The sequence below is a fragment of the Bacillus cereus group sp. MG1 genome (assembly GCF_040460035.1).
GTDB lineage: Bacteria > Bacillota > Bacilli > Bacillales > Bacillaceae_G > Bacillus_A > Bacillus_A cereus.
In genome coordinates, this window is sequence record NZ_JARVGY010000001.1 from 3,334,535 (window position 1) to 3,351,909 (window position 17,375).

The following is a 17,375-nucleotide window of genomic DNA, read 5'->3' on the forward strand; positions in this document are numbered from 1 at the left end:
GCTTATTCACTCCAAGTTGCGTTAAAGCGATATCCAAGTCCACGTACTGTTTCAATAGAGTTCTCAATACCAAGCTCATTAAACTTTTTACGAAGACGCGTAATGTTTACGTTTAATGTATTTTCTTCAACGAAGCTTTCGTCATCCCAAAGCGCAGCTAATAAATCTTCACGGCTTGCTGTACGAGGGAATTTAGATAATAACATTTCAGCTAAAATAGCTTCTTTTTTCGTTAAAAGAACTTGTTCAGATCCGAAGTGAATTTCAGGACGTTCTGGGAATAGTTTTAAACCTTCTACTTCAACGATACGTTCAGAAATATTTGGTGCATAATCACCGTAAATACGGCGTAATTGTCCTTTAATTTTTGCCATTACAACGTCGTAGTGGAATGGTTTTGTAATGTAATCATCCGCACCGCTTTCAATTGCCATAATTTGTTCCATCTCACCAGCACGCGCTGAAATGAAAATAATTGGACAAGTAGATTCATGACGAATTTGACGGCACCAGTAGAAACCATCGAATTTCGGTAAGTTTACATCAAGTAAAACAAGATGTGGTTTCACAGCGTTAAACGATTCCATAATATCATCGAAATTCTCTGCAACAACAGCTTCATAACCGTACTTCTGAATGTGAGATTGCAGTAATGATGAAATATTTGGATCGTCTTCAACGATTAAAATTTTATACATATGTATATTCCTCCTCAGAAAAACAATTGTAGCTATAGTGTATCATGTGTTTCAAGTCTTTTCATTATGTTGAAAGATAAGCTAGTAAACAGTATAGGTTAAAAGTGAGAAAAGTAAAAAGGGCCTCGTATATAATTGACAATCAACTGAAATCATTTTAACATTTAGATAAGTATCTAAATGTCTAATTATCGAAAGGAAGAAAGACATTGAATCAAGCATTCAAAGCATTAGCAGATCCAACAAGGCGAAAAATTTTAGACTTATTAAAAGAAGGTGATCTAACCGCTGGTGAGATCGCTGAACATTTCAATATGACAAAACCAAGTATTTCACACCACTTAAACGCACTTAAAAATGCTGAACTTATTCAAGATGAAAAGAAAGGGCAATTCGTTGTGTACTCTTTAAACACAACGGTCTTTCAAGATTTGTTGACTTGGGTGTTTACATTTACGAATAAGGGGGAAGAGGGGAAATGAGAAAGCATATATTTCCGTTACTATTAATAGCTTTAACGATTATTGCATGGTGCATCGCGTGGCCGCATTTACCGGGAGAGGTTCCGAGTCATTGGAATGTGTCTGGTGAGGTAGATGGGCGTATGTCAAAAATGGGCATGATGATTTTGGATGTTGCAGTTATGGTTTTTATATATGCTTTATTGACTTTATTGCCTAAGATAGATCCTAAGCATGAGAATTATGAGAAATTTTCTAAAGGGTATAATGTAATAAATTATAGCGTATTATTCCTATTATTTTTAGTAAGTATCATTGGAATTGGAGCTGGATTAGGTTATGACATTCCAATGAAGAGTACACCATATATTCTTGTTGGTCTTTTATTTATAATCATCGGAAACTATTTACCACAATGTAAACCAAATTACTTTGTAGGTATAAAAACACCGTGGACATTAAGTAACGAGGAAGTATGGAGAAAGACACACCGTTTTAGTGGGAAGGTGTTTGTTGTATTAGGAGTTATTATGATTTTAAGTATTTTTGCTCCGGCAGCGTGGAAAGGTTTCCTAATCATTGGCATTATTACCGGTGCAGTAGGATTAACAATGGGATATTCATATATTGCTTATAAAAAAGAAATAGGGGCTTAATAAAAAATTATGGGGGAGAGAGGATGAAAAGACACGTATTACCATGGAGTTTAATTATTGGCATTGTAATTGGATGGTATATTGTATGGCCACATTTACCAGAACAAATTCCACGCCATTATAATGCAGCAGGAGTAGTAGATGGATATTTTTCTAAAGTAGAAGCAAGTTCTGTTTCAATAGGAAGCATGATGTTGCTGTATTTGATATGGCTAGCTCTTGGGTATATTGACGTAACGAAAGATAAGTATAAACAGCATGCTAAAGTCCTTTCCGCAATCCGTTATGCTATTCTTTTGATAGGATTCGGCTGTAACTTATTTGCGCTATTAGCAGCGTCTAATTATATTGCATCGGGCTCAATTGCATTTAATTTTGGACTTGGAACATTGTTTCTTGTACTAGGTAATTACATGCAACAAACGAAGCCAAACGGGTTAGTAGGCATTCGAATGGACTGGACATTAGAAAATCCTGTAGTTTGGAGGAAAACACATAGATTTGCTTCGAGGGTATTTGTAATAGGTTCACTTTGTATATATGCCGGGGCTTTGCTTCCAGATCCATTTAATATTTTTATAGGGATTGGAATCATATTAATATGCATTATCGTATCAACAATAAAGTCATATAGTATTTATAAAGAAGAGTTGAAAATGTAAATAAAGCTGCTTTTCCTTTTAGGGAAGAGCAGCTTTGTTTTTTATCACTTCTTCAAAACCGGTATCCAAATTTCACTTTTAAAGTTTGGAGAAGATATATCTTTCTGTTTATTCCACAATATCTCCGGTCCTTCCGCTAGTTCATAGTTCGAAGAAGGGAACCATTCAGAGTAAATACGTCCCCATACATTTTGTAATGCATCAGGAAATGGACCGACAGCTTCGAATATAGCCCATGTTGAAGCAGTAACTTCAAGCTGTTTAAACTGCTCTGGACAATCCTTTGTTGTGGCTACTCCAATGTAGTGATCGAGTTCTCCCTTTTCCTCCATTCTTCCTTCAGAAAAGTTAGTAGAAGCACTAATGATTCCAGTAGGTTCAATGTTTGAAAGGGACTTTAATGTTTGAATAGAATCTGGGTTTAAACTTTTCCACATAGAAGCAATTTCTTCATTTACACCGTTAAAAACGATTGGTACTCGTTTTGTAATACCTATAATTCGAAATGGCTCTTTTTCTTCAATTCGATAGTTCATTTCATTTCCTCCTTGAATGGATAATTGGAAGGTCATTGGTGAATAAGCCTTCAAAGAATGGCTACTATTTCGGGCTTCAGAAGGTGTTATACCGTGCAAGTTTTGAAATGCACGAGCGAATGAATCTGGTGAGTTGTACCCATATTTTATAGCGACATCAATGACTTTTGCATCGCTATTTTTTAGTTCAAAGGCAGCGAGAGTAAGACGTCTACAGCGAATATAATCAGACAGTGATATACCTGCTAAAAACGAAAACATTCTTTTAAAGTGATACTCAGAACAGAGAGCTAGCCTCGCAACTTCTTTAAAATCAATTTCATTCGTAAGGTTATCTTCAATATAGCGCATTGCAGTATTCATATTTTTAAGTGAATCCATATTATGACCTCCTCTGTACATAGAATAGCAGGAACGAAATAGCTCCATCCGACATTTCGTGCACAACTTTGTAGGGGACATTTTTAACCTTACAAAATTGTAATGTTCCTGTAAGGAGAATGAATGGATGGTATGATATCCCAATGTTATAGTAACAAAGTACTTTTGTTCAGTAGGTTAAATTTTTATATCTTTACTTATGCGTCTTACATAACTGTCATGTTTGTGTAAGAAACATCGATAGTGGCAAGAGTAGAGAGTGTATATAGTTGAAAATAGAGAATAGAAGAAATGAGGGATGTCGAGATGAAAACAGTGTTAGAAGCAAAAAATATTGAAAAAGTGTACGACACGGGTGGGAATAAATTTGCAGCGTTAAAAGGTATTAACTTACAAGTAAAAGAAGGTGAGTTCGTTGGAATTATGGGACCTTCTGGTTCTGGTAAGACGACTTTACTAAATGTTCTTTCTACAATTGATAATGCGACGAACGGTGAAATTTTAATTGATGGAAAAGATATTGTAAAGATGAATGATGATAAGTTAGCGTTATTCCGCCGTGATCATTTAGGTTTCATTTTCCAAGATTATAACTTATTAGATACGTTAACGGTGAAAGAGAATATCGCTTTACCACTTGCGTTATCAAAGGTGAAAGCGAGTGAGATTGATCGCCGCGTTCTTGAAATCTCAAAGAAATTCGGTATTGATCATATTTTAAGTCAGTTCCCATATCAAGTATCTGGTGGACAGAAGCAGCGCTGTGCAGCATCGCGTGCAATTGTTACGAATCCAAGTATGATTTTCGGAGACGAGCCAACTGGAGCACTTGATTCTAAATCTGCAACAGATTTACTTGAAAGTATGAAGTCGTTAAATGAATATGATAACTCAACAATTTTAATGGTAACGCACGATGCGTTTGCAGCAAGTTATTGTAAACGAGTTATTTTCATTAAAGATGGTGAACTATATAAAGAATTACATCGCGGTGAATCGACGCGTAAACAGTTCTTCCAAAAAATTGTTGACGTAATGTCTTCTATTTCTGGAGGTATGGCTGATGACCTTATCTAGCATTGCCCTCCGCAACATACAGCGGAACTTTAAAGACTACTTTGTATATTTTGCATCTATGATTTTTAGTATCGTTATTTATTTTACATTTAAAGCACTGCAATATAATTCACAAATGGAAAAAGCAGCAGAAGCTTCAAAAAAAATTAGCGGAGCGTTCCAAGTTTCAAGTGTGATGCTTATCATTTTCGTAGCAGTGTTCATTATATATTCGAACGGATTCTTTACACGTAAACGTAAAAAAGAAGTTGGCTTATATTCGTTATTAGGTATCCGTAAAAGACAAATTGGTAAAATGCTCTTTTATGAAAATATGTTAATGGGATTAATGTCATTAGTAATTGGGATTGCGATCGGTAGTGTCCTTTCAAAATTATTCCTTGAGTTATTAGTAAATATGATGGGATTAAATTTAAACGTTCATTTTGAAGTACCGATGGCTGCCATTATTGATACAGCAATTATTTTCTTTGTGATTATTTTATATACATCACTTCAAGGATATCGTTTAATTTATCGCTTTAAGTTAATTGAACTTTTCCGTGCAGAACGTGAAGGAGAAGCAATGCCAAAAGGATCTGTCATTATGGCATTAATTTCAGTTTTCTTAATCGGTTCAGGTTATTTTTTAGCATTAATGTACATGAAAGCAGTTATGTATGCAGACTTTATGGTCGTTGCATTATATATTTTATTAGCGACAGTAGCAGGGACTTATTTACTGTTCATGTTCTTCACAGTATTTGTATTGAAACGTGCAAGAAATAATAAGTCAGCATTTTATAATGGTATGAATATGGTAACGACATCACAGTTACTATATCGTATTAAAGGAAATGCGAAATCACTGGCGACAATCGCTATTTTAAGTGCGGTAACATTAACAGCGGTTGGTACGTCAGTTACGATGTATTACAACACATTTACGCAATCAAAAGTTGCTGCGCCGTATAGTTATTCCTATGAGAAAAAAGATGCAGCATTAGATAAAAAAGTAAATGAAATACTTGCTGGAGAGAAGAATAATCACCCAGTCACATATGAATCAGAAGTTGAAATGATTCCTGTGAAGGGAACATTTAAAGGTGAAAGAGCTGATCAAGTTCTGAACACACACTATAATGTTACGAATCAGTACCAGCTTATTTCTCAATCAAGCTTTAATACACTTGTGAAACATTTAGATGTAGAACCTGTAAATTTAAGTGCGAATGAAGCTTTCGTATATGATAGCTTATATATTGAGAAACTTGATTTTGGTCCTCTTTATACAGGAAATACAGCTGTATTCCCTGTTGGAAACGAGTCAAAAGAATTAAAAATTAAAGGTGTAAATAATAGAAGCCTTACAAATTTAAATGAACTATTTGTAATCGTTCCTGATAAAACATATGAGCAAGTGAAACAAGTAAATGAAACGCGTACTGTAAAAAATATTGATGTAAAAGGTGAGCGAAATAGTAAAGAGTTAACAGCAAAATTAGCAAGCATTATGCCAGCTGGAGAATCAGAAGTTTTAAAACCATTTAACGATTTCTATACAGGATTCCAAATGGGGCTTGAAACAACAGGCTTAATGATGTTTATTGGGTTATTCTTAGGATTAGTATTCCTATTAGCAACAGGCTCAATCATTTACTTTAAACAATTAACAGAAGCAAGTGCTGACCGTGATCGCTACGTTGTTCTTCATAAAATTGGTGTAACGAAGCAAGAGATGAAGAGAGCTATCGCAAAACAAGTGAGCTTTATCTTTGCTATTCCGTTAGTAATTGGTATTTTACACAGCCTATTTGCACTAAAAGGTTTATCAAATATATTACCATTTGAAATTATGATTCCGCTTCTAATTAGTATCGGAGTATACGGCGCGATTTATATTGGATATTACTTCTTAACAGTTCGTTCTTATTATAAGATCGTGAGTGCGAAGTAATAAGGGACAGCTATCGCTAGAGGCGATAGCTGTTTTTTTATTCTTCATAAAATCTTAAGAAATCTCCTCAATTTTTGTTAAGAAATAATAGTTATACTTAGAAACAAGTTAAAAACTATTGAACGAATGAGGAGAGGTTTATATGCAACTCATAACATTCTTACATGAATTTATTAAACATCCGAAACATACTGGTGCAATTGCGCCAAGTTCAAAAATATTAGCAAAGAAAATGGTAGATGTAATTGATTTTAATAAAGCGAAATGCATTGTAGAGTTAGGTCCTGGTACGGGAGTCTTTACGAAAGAAATTATGAAGAGAAAGAAGAAGGAAACAATATTTCTTCTTATTGAAATTAATGAAGTGTTTTGCAAGGAACTAAAGAGAAAATTTAAAGATGAGCAGAACGTCATTGTTGTACACGGTTCAGCCGAAAATATAAAAAAGTATATAGAAGATCTCAATATAGAATGCGTGGATTACGTTTTATCGGGATTACCTTTTACCTCTTTACCAGAAGAAGTTTCAAAGCGTATTTTAAACAATGTAATGGAAGGGATACATGAGAATGGTGAATTTATTACATTTCAATATTCACTTGTGAAAAAAGGATTTATACAGCACTTCTTTCCTGAAATTACGCTAGAGAAAGTGTGGCTCAATTTCCCACCAGCGTATGTCTTTAGCTGTAAAAAAGAGCTAAGGAGAGCATATGCATAATGGAATTACATGAATTATTATCTTATATTGAACAATACGGTTATTGGGCATTATTTTTCTGTTTATGGTTAGGTATTATTGGTATGCCAATTCCAGACGAAATGATCGTAATGAGTGGTGGCTTTGTATCTTCACTAGGGATATTAAGTGTCATTCCTGCATTTTTATTAACATATTTAGGTGTTGTATCTGGGCTTTCTTTAGGTTATATATTAGGGAAAATATTTGGTACGAAAGTACTTGATAAGCTAATGAAAAAGAAAAAGGCGAAATATCTTTTGAAATCTCAACAAATGGTAGAGAAGTATGGTCATTATGCGTTAGTCACAAGTTACTTCATACCAGTTGTAAGACATATCGTACCGTATTTAGTTGGAATGAATAACATGCCATTTAAGACGTATGCTTTGTATTCTTATACGACAGGATTTGTTTGGACACTCGTTTACTTTGTGCTCGGTGCTTTATTTGGACAACACATTGAAAGTATTGTAGCGATTGCGATAGAATATGGCTTGTATTTTGGCGTGATTGTTTTTATTGTTACAGGTATTCTTTATTTATATAGACAAAAAAGAATCACACTGATGAGTAAATAGAAGTAAAGAAAGTTTCTTCCAGTATGAAGGAAAAGATAGGATTATAAGTATAAAATTATCTTTATTTAATGGTAAAATATAGGTAAGTAGTTAAGGGAGGAAGAGCGTTGTGCTACTCATTTTTAGCCTTATCTTAATTGGAATTATGTGCAGTATGAAAATAGTATCTTTACACATGATAGAACGACAAAAGGTAGAGGAATGATATGTATATTGTCCAAAATGTGATACAAAAATTAGAAGAGGAAATTCAGCTCCTTTTTGTTCGAAATGTAATTTAATATTTTTAAGTAAACATTAATCCACCTAGTTCTCTTTCGTTTGCTTATTAGCTAAAATGGATTATGAATAACAATAGTATGTAAACGAAAATAAATATAAATGTACACATGGAGTGTTATATTTGGAGATTTTAATCATAGTAGGATGCCTAAACTGTATGGATGTTAACCTTTTTAGAGAAAGATATCCCAGCTAATTTAGTTTGGAAGATTGAAAGAATAGATTGAAAATAGATGAGAAGTGGAGTGCATATGATGGAGACACAAATCGTTATTGGAGTACCTGGTTTATGGAAAGATAGAACAGAATTAATACAAGAAGTTGTGAATAAAAGTAACTATATATTAGCGGGAAATGTTATGCACCATAAGGAGAAAGAGATTGGCTTTGAAATTGATATATATGAACAAGGGATTGAGTATACGAATATTATTGAAGGATATCCCATTATTATGAAGTCTTTCGTAGAGATGGATTGAGAAGTTTTGAGGGTTTTATTACCTGATGACAGGGGGATTCTTCCTACTAGGCCAGAGTGTGATGAATGTTATAAGACTCAATTGGATAGTATTGAGGAAATTTGATAAAAAATAGCTTGAAACCATTTAAGCTATTTTTGAATTATTACATATGCTGTAAAGTAGGTTTTCGATTTGTAGTAATATCTGCTACTGAATAACGCTTCGTTTTATTAGTGCCAGTTAGCCCATTTCGTATTTAGCATATTTTTTTCTTCTTCTGAAATTATATTGTCTTTATACCAGGGTAAATGTTTACAGGTGAAATTATCAGCTACCCTTACGGCATTATAAAAACCGTTACTAATAAATTTTTTATTGTAAACAGCAAAAGTTGTATCAATTCCAGCGTTGAAAACTTTAGGGTTATTGTATTTAGTTATAGGAAAAAGCCAATACTGCATTTCCCATTCTGTTACTGTACATTTTTCATTTGACATGAGCTCTCTGTTGAAATTAGAAGTAGGTATAATGTCTAAAGCAAGGCCGGCTTTAAAGAGTGAAAGCTCGATTGTTAACTGCTTTAAATACTCTAAAAAGTTATCTGACATTTTTTCATTAAAAGATAAATCAGGATCAGTTACAGCAAAAAAATCTGGAAGTAAATCGAAAATATAAGGAACGGCAAAAAAACGTGGTCCATAGTTGGCATTATTTTTCACTAAATTATATTTAGTTGATATTTGCTCATAAAAAGCAAGCAAAGCGGGAGCGGTTGAATTATTGTCCCAAATCCATATATCTTCACTTTTTATCTTTTTGTTTTCTAATTGTTTTAACATATTTTTCACATAAGTAAGGTTATTGAAGGCTATTACTATTATAGGAATGTTTGAATTATATTTTAAGTTTTCTATATTAGAGAGACTTAGTTCGTTCTTACATTCGAACACGATTTATAACACCTCCGAGCAAAAATAAAACACACTGCATTAGAAGCAACAATATTCCAATATATGCGTAAGTAAGAGAAATGGAATCGGTGTACGGCCTATATATGATGGAAGTAGGAAAAGCATTTTTGTTAAGATAGATTGAGTATACGAATAGTGATGAAAGAGGAATTTTTCTAGCTACATGAGAGCACGGTAAACGTTAGATAATATTAATGAAAAGGTGATACATGTGCAAAAAGAGATTTTAAGGTTATTAGATAAAAAGCAAAGTAACTATGAATTTCCTGCCTTTGATAATGAATATATGGATATTTCACAAGTGAAATTCTCTCTTTTCTTTAAAGATGCTAAGGATTGGCTAATGGTGTTTCAAATTGTGGGTGTAGGTTCATTAGGTGTATGTAATGATATTCAAGTATATGGCGATAGAATTACTCATTCAATGGGTGATGATTGCATTTTACAATTAAATAATGGCGATTATGAGTTGTTTGATGATGAAGGTGAATTTATACCGAATATTTATAACGGCAGTTTAAAAATTCGCGAGCATCATTTTGAATATGAATTTACAGAAGAGGATTATATAAATAATGGAATAGAAGTACAAACGACAGAGCATTATCCAACATACTTTATGCGTATGCTCGCTACTAATGAGGAAGCTCAAAAATTATTGTGGTGGGATAAAGGAGAAATTTTAGAAGAGTTCGGTTTAGAAGGCGACTGGGAAGTAGCGTATGAAACGGAAGAATGGAAACATGTTGAAGACGAAAAAGTAAGTGAAAATGAATTCTTCCAATCAGTAGCCGCTGCAATAGAGAAGAAAGATCCAAGTGTTATTGTGAATGAAAATGCTAATACGCATTGGAGAAATTGGGTAGAGTTTGATTGTGACTGAAAAGGATAGGAGAAAGAATGACAAATGAAAAGAAGAAGAAAATCCGGAGAAAAAGTACAAATGCATCGTTTTGCACTACCTCTATGCTACGGAAGTGAAGCACCATATTATTATTACGAGGTAGCGCCCCATGAAAGAGAGGAACGCTTCCATTTAACATCAGATCTTTGTGTAATGGATGGTGAACATTATTTTATTAGAGGATGTTTAGAGATTCCTATAATTGACTACCACAAAAATTTCATATGGACTGTGTGGGTATCACTTAGTAAAGAAAGTTGTGATGAAGTATTAGAAAAGTGGGATGAAAGAGGCAGGGAAAATAGTGATCTTTATTTTGGATGGTTATCTGTAGAGATACCAGTTTATCCAGAAACATTAAATTTAAAAACAAATGTACATATAAGAGAAGTAGGAACGGCACCGTATGTTGAATTAGAGCCAACCGACCATCCTTTAGCGATCGAACAAAGAAATGGAATTACTTTAGAGAGAGTTAAAGAAATAGAGGAAATGATCCAACAATATAACTAGATTAGAAGAGAAAAAACGAGTGCTAGCACTCGTTTTTTTATTACACAACCGCAGGATTATAAATCATCGTAAAGTGTCCTGGTAATAATTCAATGTGACAAGGTGTATGAAGCGAGTTTTCTCCATCTGTATCTACTTCTTTTTCTTCTTTCGTTTCAATATGAATGGATTTCGCTTTTACGTGGAAGATGTCATTTTCATTTGAGTCTTCAAATAGTTTCTTTCCGATGTAATCTTTAAATGCTTGAATACCTGTTGATTTGACTACGAAAATATCAAGTGTTCCGTCATCACATTTTACGTTCGGAATAAAGGATGGAATACCACCAAGATATTCACCATTTCCAACCATGACAAGGACAGCTTCGTCTTCATATACTTGTCCGTCATAAGTAATTTTTACTGGGAATGTTTCAGCATTTTTTACAGTTCGAATTGTGCTTAAATAGTAACCGATTTTACCAAGCTTTGCTTTTTCTTCTGCATCGATATTGTTTGATACTTCAGATACGAGTCCAATGCCCCAGAAGTTTAAGAAATGTTGTTCATTTGCTTTTGCAACGTCAACTGGTTTTATATGTTCTTTTGTAATAAGTTTTGCCGCTTCTGCAATGTTTTGCGGAACACCAAGTGTGCGAGAGAAGTCGTTGCAAGTTCCACCTGGAATGATTGCAAGTGTAGGTCTAGTTTCGAGAGGTGCTAAGCCATTTGTGCATTCAAATACTGTTCCATCACCACCAAAGACGATAATTAAATCTACTTTACTAGCAAACTCTTGGCAATATTTTGTTGCATCACCTTGTTTTTTCGTATGAAGGATATGTAGATCAGGAAAAGCTGCGGCAAGAGGTGGTACGATTTTCGTTAAATTTGTATGTAAGTCACCTTGACCAGCTTTCGGATTTACGATGAGGAGTACTTTTTCAAATTTTGTCTTTGTCATATTTCATCTCTCCCTGTAGTTTGTAATGGAAAGAAAGGAGCTGTTCCCATGTATTTTAGAACAGCTTCTCCCTATTAATTGGGTGCTAAGATTGTCAGTTATTGTCGGTAAGTCGATATATTAAAAAAATCGCCGATATACATTTTATGTACTATCGATTTTTTAAGTTATACGATTATTCCGTTACAACTGAAGCAATGAATGGTAAGTTACGATATTTTTCCGCACAGTCGATACCGTATCCAACGATGAATTCGTCTGGAATTTGGAAGCCAACATATTCAGCTGTTAAGTCTACTTTACGACGTTCTGGCTTATCAAGTAATGTACAGAACTTGAGTGCTTTTGGTTTATGCATAAAGAAGTGGTCTTTTAGGAAATGAAGTGTTAAACCAGAATCGATAATATCTTCTACAACAATTACGTTTTTCCCAGTAATGTTTACGTCGATATCTTTTAGTAGTTTCACTTTTCCTGTTGTTTCTGTTTGATTTCCGTAGCTAGATGCAGAAATAAAGTCAATTGTTACATCATTTTTGATGTTACGAATTAAATCAGCAGCAAATACGAATGAACCTTTTAATACTGCGATAACTACGATTTCTTCTCCTTCAAAGTCACGTTCGATTTGAAGTGCTAATTCTTTAACTTTTGCTTGTAATTGTTCTTCAGAAATTAAAGTGTCTTTTATTTCAATATTCATTGTAATCCTCCTACAGTGTAAAACTTACGAACATTTCGACTGTAAAGGATAGAATAGAAAAAGTCAAAGGAGATAGTAATTTTTTACAAAGATAACGACAAAATCATCTGATGATATGATATACTAAGTATATTAAGAAAACGCTTCCATAAAGGGTGAATATGATGAAGAAGAAACAGTACACAAGTGTAACATTTATAAAAGCATTACTTTTAACAATTGTTCTTGGCCTGTTGGCTTACGTAATTGATGTACCTGTGATTCGTATTTCATTAATTGGAATGACTTTAGTGTTAGGAGCAATTTCGCATGGTATGATGTCGCAGCTAAAAGAAGCTGGACTTGATGATATGAGAGATCATATAGATAAAAAGTGAGAAACCTTCATTATATAGAGTGAAGGTTTTTTTGTTTCTTACAAAAATGTAAGGTAGTTGTAAGGCAAATCGATAGTTGCATAAGAGCATTTTGGATAAACTATGGGTGTAAGGTAAAAGGCAAGCATATTTTAGGTAAATTAAGTTTTAGGCACTCTATATGTGAAAAAGGAGTAGGAGGGCATGGAGAAACGTTGGACGACCTTTTCTTTTTTAGCGACTAGTAACACCGTAATGCTAGATGGAAAAATGGATTTTTTGCACTTGTTTGATCGTGAAGATGATCATTCTTCTTCTAAATTTACAATGAAATGGAATAAATGGAGCGAGAGTTGTAGGTTTGAAGAAGAGGCCCCTAACGAAGAGCAAAAGATTATTTTAACAAACCCTATTAAAGCGTGGGTTGTTCAACGTCGTAAGTGTAACGTCAAAAATCACTTCAAGAAAACTGAGCCGAGACAATTAGTTATCGCTCCGGCCCGTTCTACTTCCAAATCACGCGAAAGTAACATGTAAATAATTGAGACACACACCCGAAAAAAACATCGTACATATTGCGATGTTTTTTTCTTTTTCTACAATGAAATCTTTAAATGAAATATATTTCATCTGCATCTTATATTTATATCTCTTGCTTATTCTAGTAATACATCCGATGCGAGTAGATGTGAATAAAATATAAGGAGAGAGTGAAAATGAAAAAGAAACTATTACCAATTTGTGCAATGGCACTTTTAACAGTAGGATATTCTTCAGTAGCGAGTGCGGATACTGGAACAGTAACAAAGGAAGAAGAAGCGCAAGTACAACAGGATAAAGCTAAAAAAGAAGAAGCAATCAAGGAACAGCAAAAAAGTGAAATAGAGAAAAAGCAAGCAGCACAAGTACAAGAAAAAAATGATATGGCTAAAAAAGAGGAAACAATAAAAGCTGAGAAAAAAAGTGAAGAAGAGAAAAAGAGAATAGCGCAAGAACAGTTAAAAAACGATATGGCTAAAAAAGAAGCAGCGATAAAAGCCGAGCAAAAGAATGAAGTAGCTAAAAAAGAAGAAGCAAAGCCAGTTGTACAAGGTGAAAAATTACCAAATACAGCATCAAATAATGTAGCAATGATGGGATTAAGTGCATGTCTTGTAGCGGTAGGTACATTATTTGGTTTGAATCGTCGCAATAAGATTAAAGCGTAAATAAAATATTTTCCTATAAAGAATGGGATAATTTCATATATTAAAAATGGTAGGTTACTCCTACCATTTTTGGCATGGAGGAATGAAGAATGAAGTTACTCAATTATATCGGTATCATATTGATGGCTATAGGGCTATTCATGGGATCCTATTATGCTGTGGAATGGTATAAAGGAAGAAGCTCTGCCGGGCAATTAACGGCAGAAGAAATAAAGAGCCTTAAAAATATACAAGATACTCAACTTTCTCATGAAACACCTGTAACTTCTCAAGTGCCTTCTTCTCAAACAGAACATAAAGAAGGAGAAAAGGTAGCGATGTTAAACATACCGAAAATAAAGAAGAAGTTTTCTATATATTGGGGAGCAGATGATACGACTTTGAAAAAAGGAGTGGGTATGTTCGTTAGTGATTTAACGACAACTCCATCTGGAGGGGGACATACTGTACTGAGTGGACATCGAGATACTGTATTTACAGATTTAGAAGAGTTGAAAGAAAAGGATACCCTTGTTTTAGAGTATGATAATAAAACGTACACATATGAAATTCAAAAGACATGGATTACTCATGCGGATGATCGTACTGTTATTATAAAAAAAGAAGAACCGATATTAACACTGACAACTTGTTACCCATTTGATTATATAGGGGATGCACCAGATAGATATATTATCGAGGCGAAGTTAACTGGCAGTTATTCAAAGTGAAATTATAGTTTCTGAAAGCGAGAGGGGGATATATAAGTTATGTCAAAAAACATTTTAATTGTTGAAGATGAAGACATATTACGCGAAATATTAAAAGATTATTTTTTAAGTGAACAATATGTAGTGTTTGAAGCGAGGGACGGGAAAGAGGCTTTAGTTGTATTTGAAGAAGAAGAGGTTGATTTAGTTATTTTAGATATCATGTTGCCAGAACTCGATGGATGGTCTGTTTGCCGAAGGATTAGGAAGACGTCCGAGGTGCCTATTATTATGCTGACGGCGCGTGTAGATGAAGACGATACGTTACTTGGTTTTGAACTTGGAGCAGATGACTATGTGACGAAGCCGTATAGTCCTCCAATTTTATTAGCAAGAGCGAAACGATTATTAGAAAGTAGAAAAGCATCGAAGAAACCTTTAGAGAACGAAGATGATACGTTATCGATTCATGGCATCCATGTCCATTTTCCGTCGCGTACTGTTACTGTTGATGAGGCAGATGTTAGTTTAACGCATACGGAGTTTGAAATATTGGTGTATTTCATGAAAAATCAAGGAATCGTTTTAACGCGAGAGCAACTCATTTCAAGAATTTGGGGATATGAATTTGCTGGCGATGATCGAACGGTGAATAGCCATATTCGTAATTTAAGAAATAAATTAGGAGAGAAAGCAAAGTATATTACAACTGTAGTACGAACTGGTTATAAATTTGAGGGGAATGTATGAAGAAAGGAATTGTACTAAAATTATTTACTCTTACAACAGCATTATGTATGTTGATTTTAGCGACGATATTTATTGGACAAACGATATTTTTTAAACAATATTATGCGAATCGAAAAGTGGAAGATATTAAAGTGAATTTAAATTCTTTTGAGAAGAATTATTTAAATTATGCAGGAAATGCAGAAGAAATTCAGAAACTAGAGCAAGACTTTTTAAGAGAAAATAATACGTGGATTACGACATTAGATAAGAACGGGAATTTAAAACATGCAGATGATTTTTATTTTGAAGTAACGATAGATCGTAGGCAACAAAAGAGCTTTGGACAACAAATATTTAAAATTCCCTTAGGTAATCTCGTCAATATAGAGGAAATTGATAATAAATTATCAGAGCAGTTTTTAGGGCAAGAAATTTATTTTTCTGGAGTGAGAAAAGAAGATAGTTTTATTCCATTCTCTTTTTCTTTATCTAAGCAGAATTTAAGTGGATCTAATAAACCGTTAGAAAAAGCATTTAATGAGAAAATGAGCAAATTAAATGAGGAGAAAAAGAGAGCAGTTGAGGAACAACTTGTTAAGGAAAAGAAACCAGCTGTTCAGGAGCAAGCTGCTCAGGAATTAGGCGTTTACATAGGAGGACGTGTTACAAAAGTACAGTTACCAGATGTAAAAGGTCCTGTGAATCCAATTTATAAAAATGGCATCTTCTTAGATAGCATAAAAGAATTTCAAACTAATTTATTATTAAAAGAGAGCAAGCCCATACAATATACAACACAAACAATGGACTATGAAAAAAATGATATTAAATATAAATTATTAATCAAGCCAATAGAAAAAGACGGATCAGTAACATATATTTATGCGATGGCTTCTTTACAGCCCGTAGATGAAGCTGTACAAATGGTGCAAGATTATTACATCTATATCATTGCATTTGTAGTCGTTCTTATTTTTTTAGCTTCGTTCTATTACTCAAAACAAATTGCCAAACCGTTATTAAAAATAAATGATACGACGAAGAAAATAGCACAATTAGATTTTACAGAAAAAATACCGATTACTTCAAAAGATGAAATTGGAGATTTGTCGAAAAATATTAATGTGCTATCAAATAAACTCCATTCACATATTGGACAGTTAGAAGAAGATATTGAAAAGGAAAGAAAGTTAGAAAATACACGGAAAGAATTCATTTCTGGTGTTTCGCATGAATTAAAAACACCGCTAAGTATTATGAAAAGTTGTATTTCCATTTTAAAAGACGGGGTAGCTGAGCATAAAAAAGAGTATTATTTTCAAGCGATGGAGAGAGAAGTAGACAAAATGGATACTTTAATTTTGGATATGCTTGAGCTAGCTAAATTTGAATCTGGTACATATAAAATGAAAAAGTCTGCGTTTTATATTGATACAGTAATTGAAGATATATGTGAACATCTATCTGTGGAAATAGAGAAAAAAGAACTTCATGTTCATAAAAATATACATTCATTTGAAGTGATTGCAAATCAAGGCCGGATTGAACAAGTCATCGTTAACTTCATTACGAATGCCATACGTTATACACCAAATAAAGAAGATATTATTATTTCTGCAATAGATGAGAAGGATCGTATAAAAGTTTGTATTGAAAATAAAGGTACTCACATTGAAGAAGAACAATTAGATAAAATTTGGGATCGTTTTTATCGCGTGGATACAGCTCGTCAGCGTTCACAAGGTGGGACGGGACTGGGGCTTGCTATTTCTAAAAATATTTTAGAATTACACGATGCTGAATATGGAGTGAAAAATACAGAAGACGGTGTATTATTTTACTTTTACTTACCGAAAAAAGCGTAGATAATGCATAATCTGTACCCT

At 33.7% G+C, this 17,375-nt stretch carries 21 protein-coding genes and 1 pseudogene; 17 read left to right on the forward strand and 5 right to left on the reverse strand.

The window, feature by feature from the left end; translation table 11 throughout:
• Positions 1-2: 2 nt before the first annotated feature.
• Positions 3-698: a response regulator transcription factor gene (locus QCI79_RS17480; RefSeq protein ID WP_000276738.1), complete on the reverse strand. Its 696-nt coding sequence runs from the start codon at positions 696-698 to the stop codon at positions 3-5.
• A 209-nt stretch (positions 699-907) separates the two neighbouring features.
• On the opposite strand from QCI79_RS17480, the gene QCI79_RS17485 reads away from it, so the two are divergent.
• Genes QCI79_RS17485 through QCI79_RS17495 form a run of 3 tightly spaced genes read left to right on the forward strand, consistent with a single transcriptional unit; the run spans position 908 to position 2,477 of the window.
• Positions 908-1,180, forward strand: a complete 273-nt coding sequence (locus tag QCI79_RS17485) for an autorepressor SdpR family transcription factor (RefSeq protein WP_001070526.1) — start codon at positions 908-910, stop codon at positions 1,178-1,180.
• Positions 1,177-1,815 carry an SdpI family protein gene (locus QCI79_RS17490; RefSeq protein WP_001225508.1) on the forward strand — a complete coding sequence of 213 codons (639 nt, stop codon included), beginning with the start codon at positions 1,177-1,179 and terminating at the stop codon, positions 1,813-1,815. The genes QCI79_RS17485 and QCI79_RS17490 overlap by 4 nt, the downstream gene beginning before the upstream one ends.
• A gap of 23 nt (positions 1,816-1,838) precedes the next feature.
• On the forward strand, positions 1,839-2,477 hold the full coding sequence (locus tag QCI79_RS17495) for an SdpI family protein (RefSeq protein ID WP_000820678.1): 639 nt from the start codon (positions 1,839-1,841) through the stop codon (positions 2,475-2,477).
• Positions 2,478-2,521: 44 nt separating this feature from the next.
• On the opposite strand, the gene QCI79_RS17500 is transcribed toward QCI79_RS17495, so the two are convergent.
• Complete coding sequence (locus QCI79_RS17500; protein WP_000377728.1) at positions 2,522-3,394, reverse strand: AraC family transcriptional regulator; 873 nt, start codon at positions 3,392-3,394, stop codon at positions 2,522-2,524.
• A 306-nt stretch (positions 3,395-3,700) separates the two neighbouring features.
• Between QCI79_RS17500 and QCI79_RS17505 the strand changes: the two genes are divergently transcribed.
• The 6 genes and pseudogenes from QCI79_RS17505 to QCI79_RS17530 all read left to right on the forward strand — a co-directional run bounded on the left by QCI79_RS17505 (position 3,701) and on the right by QCI79_RS17530 (position 8,488).
• Complete coding sequence (locus QCI79_RS17505) at positions 3,701-4,471, forward strand: ABC transporter ATP-binding protein (protein ID WP_000859655.1); 771 nt, start codon at positions 3,701-3,703, stop codon at positions 4,469-4,471.
• Positions 4,458-6,407, forward strand: a complete 1,950-nt coding sequence (locus QCI79_RS17510) for an ABC transporter permease (protein WP_000176154.1) — start codon at positions 4,458-4,460, stop codon at positions 6,405-6,407. Before QCI79_RS17505 ends, QCI79_RS17510 begins: the two co-directional genes overlap by 14 nt.
• Before the next feature lie 142 nt (positions 6,408-6,549).
• On the forward strand, positions 6,550-7,128 hold the full coding sequence (locus QCI79_RS17515) for a class I SAM-dependent methyltransferase (RefSeq protein ID WP_001176053.1): 579 nt from the start codon (positions 6,550-6,552) through the stop codon (positions 7,126-7,128).
• The gene (locus QCI79_RS17520; RefSeq protein ID WP_000418920.1) at positions 7,128-7,727 is read left to right on the forward strand and encodes a DedA family protein; all 600 of its coding nucleotides are present in this window, start codon (positions 7,128-7,130) and stop codon (positions 7,725-7,727) included. Before QCI79_RS17515 ends, QCI79_RS17520 begins: the two co-directional genes overlap by 1 nt.
• Before the next feature lie 109 nt (positions 7,728-7,836).
• Positions 7,837-8,028, forward strand: a pseudogene (locus QCI79_RS17525) (hypothetical protein).
• Positions 8,029-8,260: 232 nt separating this feature from the next.
• Positions 8,261-8,488 carry a hypothetical protein gene (locus QCI79_RS17530; RefSeq protein ID WP_000970752.1) on the forward strand — a complete coding sequence of 76 codons (228 nt, stop codon included), beginning with the start codon at positions 8,261-8,263 and terminating at the stop codon, positions 8,486-8,488.
• Between the two features lie 212 nt (positions 8,489-8,700).
• Here the strand turns inward: QCI79_RS17530 and QCI79_RS17535 are convergent, their stop codons facing one another.
• Positions 8,701-9,420: a glycosyltransferase family protein gene (locus QCI79_RS17535; protein WP_000461061.1), complete on the reverse strand. Its 720-nt coding sequence runs from the start codon at positions 9,418-9,420 to the stop codon at positions 8,701-8,703.
• A 232-nt stretch (positions 9,421-9,652) separates the two neighbouring features.
• Between QCI79_RS17535 and QCI79_RS17540 the strand changes: the two genes are divergently transcribed.
• Entirely contained in the window at positions 9,653-10,324 is a 672-nt protein-coding gene (locus QCI79_RS17540; protein WP_001168352.1) for a DUF7003 family protein, read from the forward strand.
• Positions 10,325-10,348: 24 nt separating this feature from the next.
• Complete coding sequence (locus QCI79_RS17545) at positions 10,349-10,858, forward strand: DUF2199 domain-containing protein (RefSeq protein WP_000830213.1); 510 nt, start codon at positions 10,349-10,351, stop codon at positions 10,856-10,858.
• A 40-nt stretch (positions 10,859-10,898) separates the two neighbouring features.
• Here QCI79_RS17545 and QCI79_RS17550 read toward each other — a convergent pair whose 3' ends face one another.
• Together QCI79_RS17550 and hpt are read right to left on the reverse strand one after the other, a co-directional pair.
• Entirely contained in the window at positions 10,899-11,801 is a 903-nt protein-coding gene (locus tag QCI79_RS17550) for a diacylglycerol/lipid kinase family protein (protein ID WP_000167894.1), read from the reverse strand.
• Positions 11,802-11,976: 175 nt separating this feature from the next.
• Positions 11,977-12,504: a hypoxanthine phosphoribosyltransferase gene (gene hpt / locus QCI79_RS17555; protein ID WP_001019298.1), complete on the reverse strand. Its 528-nt coding sequence runs from the start codon at positions 12,502-12,504 to the stop codon at positions 11,977-11,979.
• 161 nt (positions 12,505-12,665) lie between these two features.
• Here hpt and QCI79_RS17560 point away from each other — a divergent pair, with 161 nt between their 5' ends.
• From QCI79_RS17560 to QCI79_RS17585, 6 genes are all read left to right on the forward strand, one after another.
• A complete protein-coding gene (locus tag QCI79_RS17560) occupies positions 12,666-12,881 on the forward strand; it encodes a hypothetical protein (protein ID WP_002101491.1) in 216 nt (71 codons plus the stop codon).
• Between the two features lie 183 nt (positions 12,882-13,064).
• The gene (locus QCI79_RS17565) at positions 13,065-13,397 is read left to right on the forward strand and encodes a hypothetical protein (protein ID WP_000415613.1); all 333 of its coding nucleotides are present in this window, start codon (positions 13,065-13,067) and stop codon (positions 13,395-13,397) included.
• Between the two features lie 179 nt (positions 13,398-13,576).
• The gene (locus QCI79_RS17570) at positions 13,577-14,068 is read left to right on the forward strand and encodes an LPXTG cell wall anchor domain-containing protein (RefSeq protein WP_000728022.1); all 492 of its coding nucleotides are present in this window, start codon (positions 13,577-13,579) and stop codon (positions 14,066-14,068) included.
• Between the two features lie 89 nt (positions 14,069-14,157).
• Positions 14,158-14,778, forward strand: coding sequence for a class D sortase (locus tag QCI79_RS17575; RefSeq protein ID WP_000771590.1), 621 nt, complete (start codon positions 14,158-14,160; stop codon positions 14,776-14,778).
• Positions 14,779-14,817: 39 nt separating this feature from the next.
• Positions 14,818-15,507 (forward strand): response regulator transcription factor, encoded by a 690-nt coding sequence (locus tag QCI79_RS17580; RefSeq protein ID WP_000041848.1) that lies wholly within the window; start codon positions 14,818-14,820, stop codon positions 15,505-15,507.
• A complete protein-coding gene (locus QCI79_RS17585) occupies positions 15,504-17,354 on the forward strand; it encodes a sensor histidine kinase (protein ID WP_000715405.1) in 1,851 nt (616 codons plus the stop codon). The genes QCI79_RS17580 and QCI79_RS17585 overlap by 4 nt, the downstream gene beginning before the upstream one ends.
• Positions 17,355-17,375: the final 21 nt, after the last annotated feature.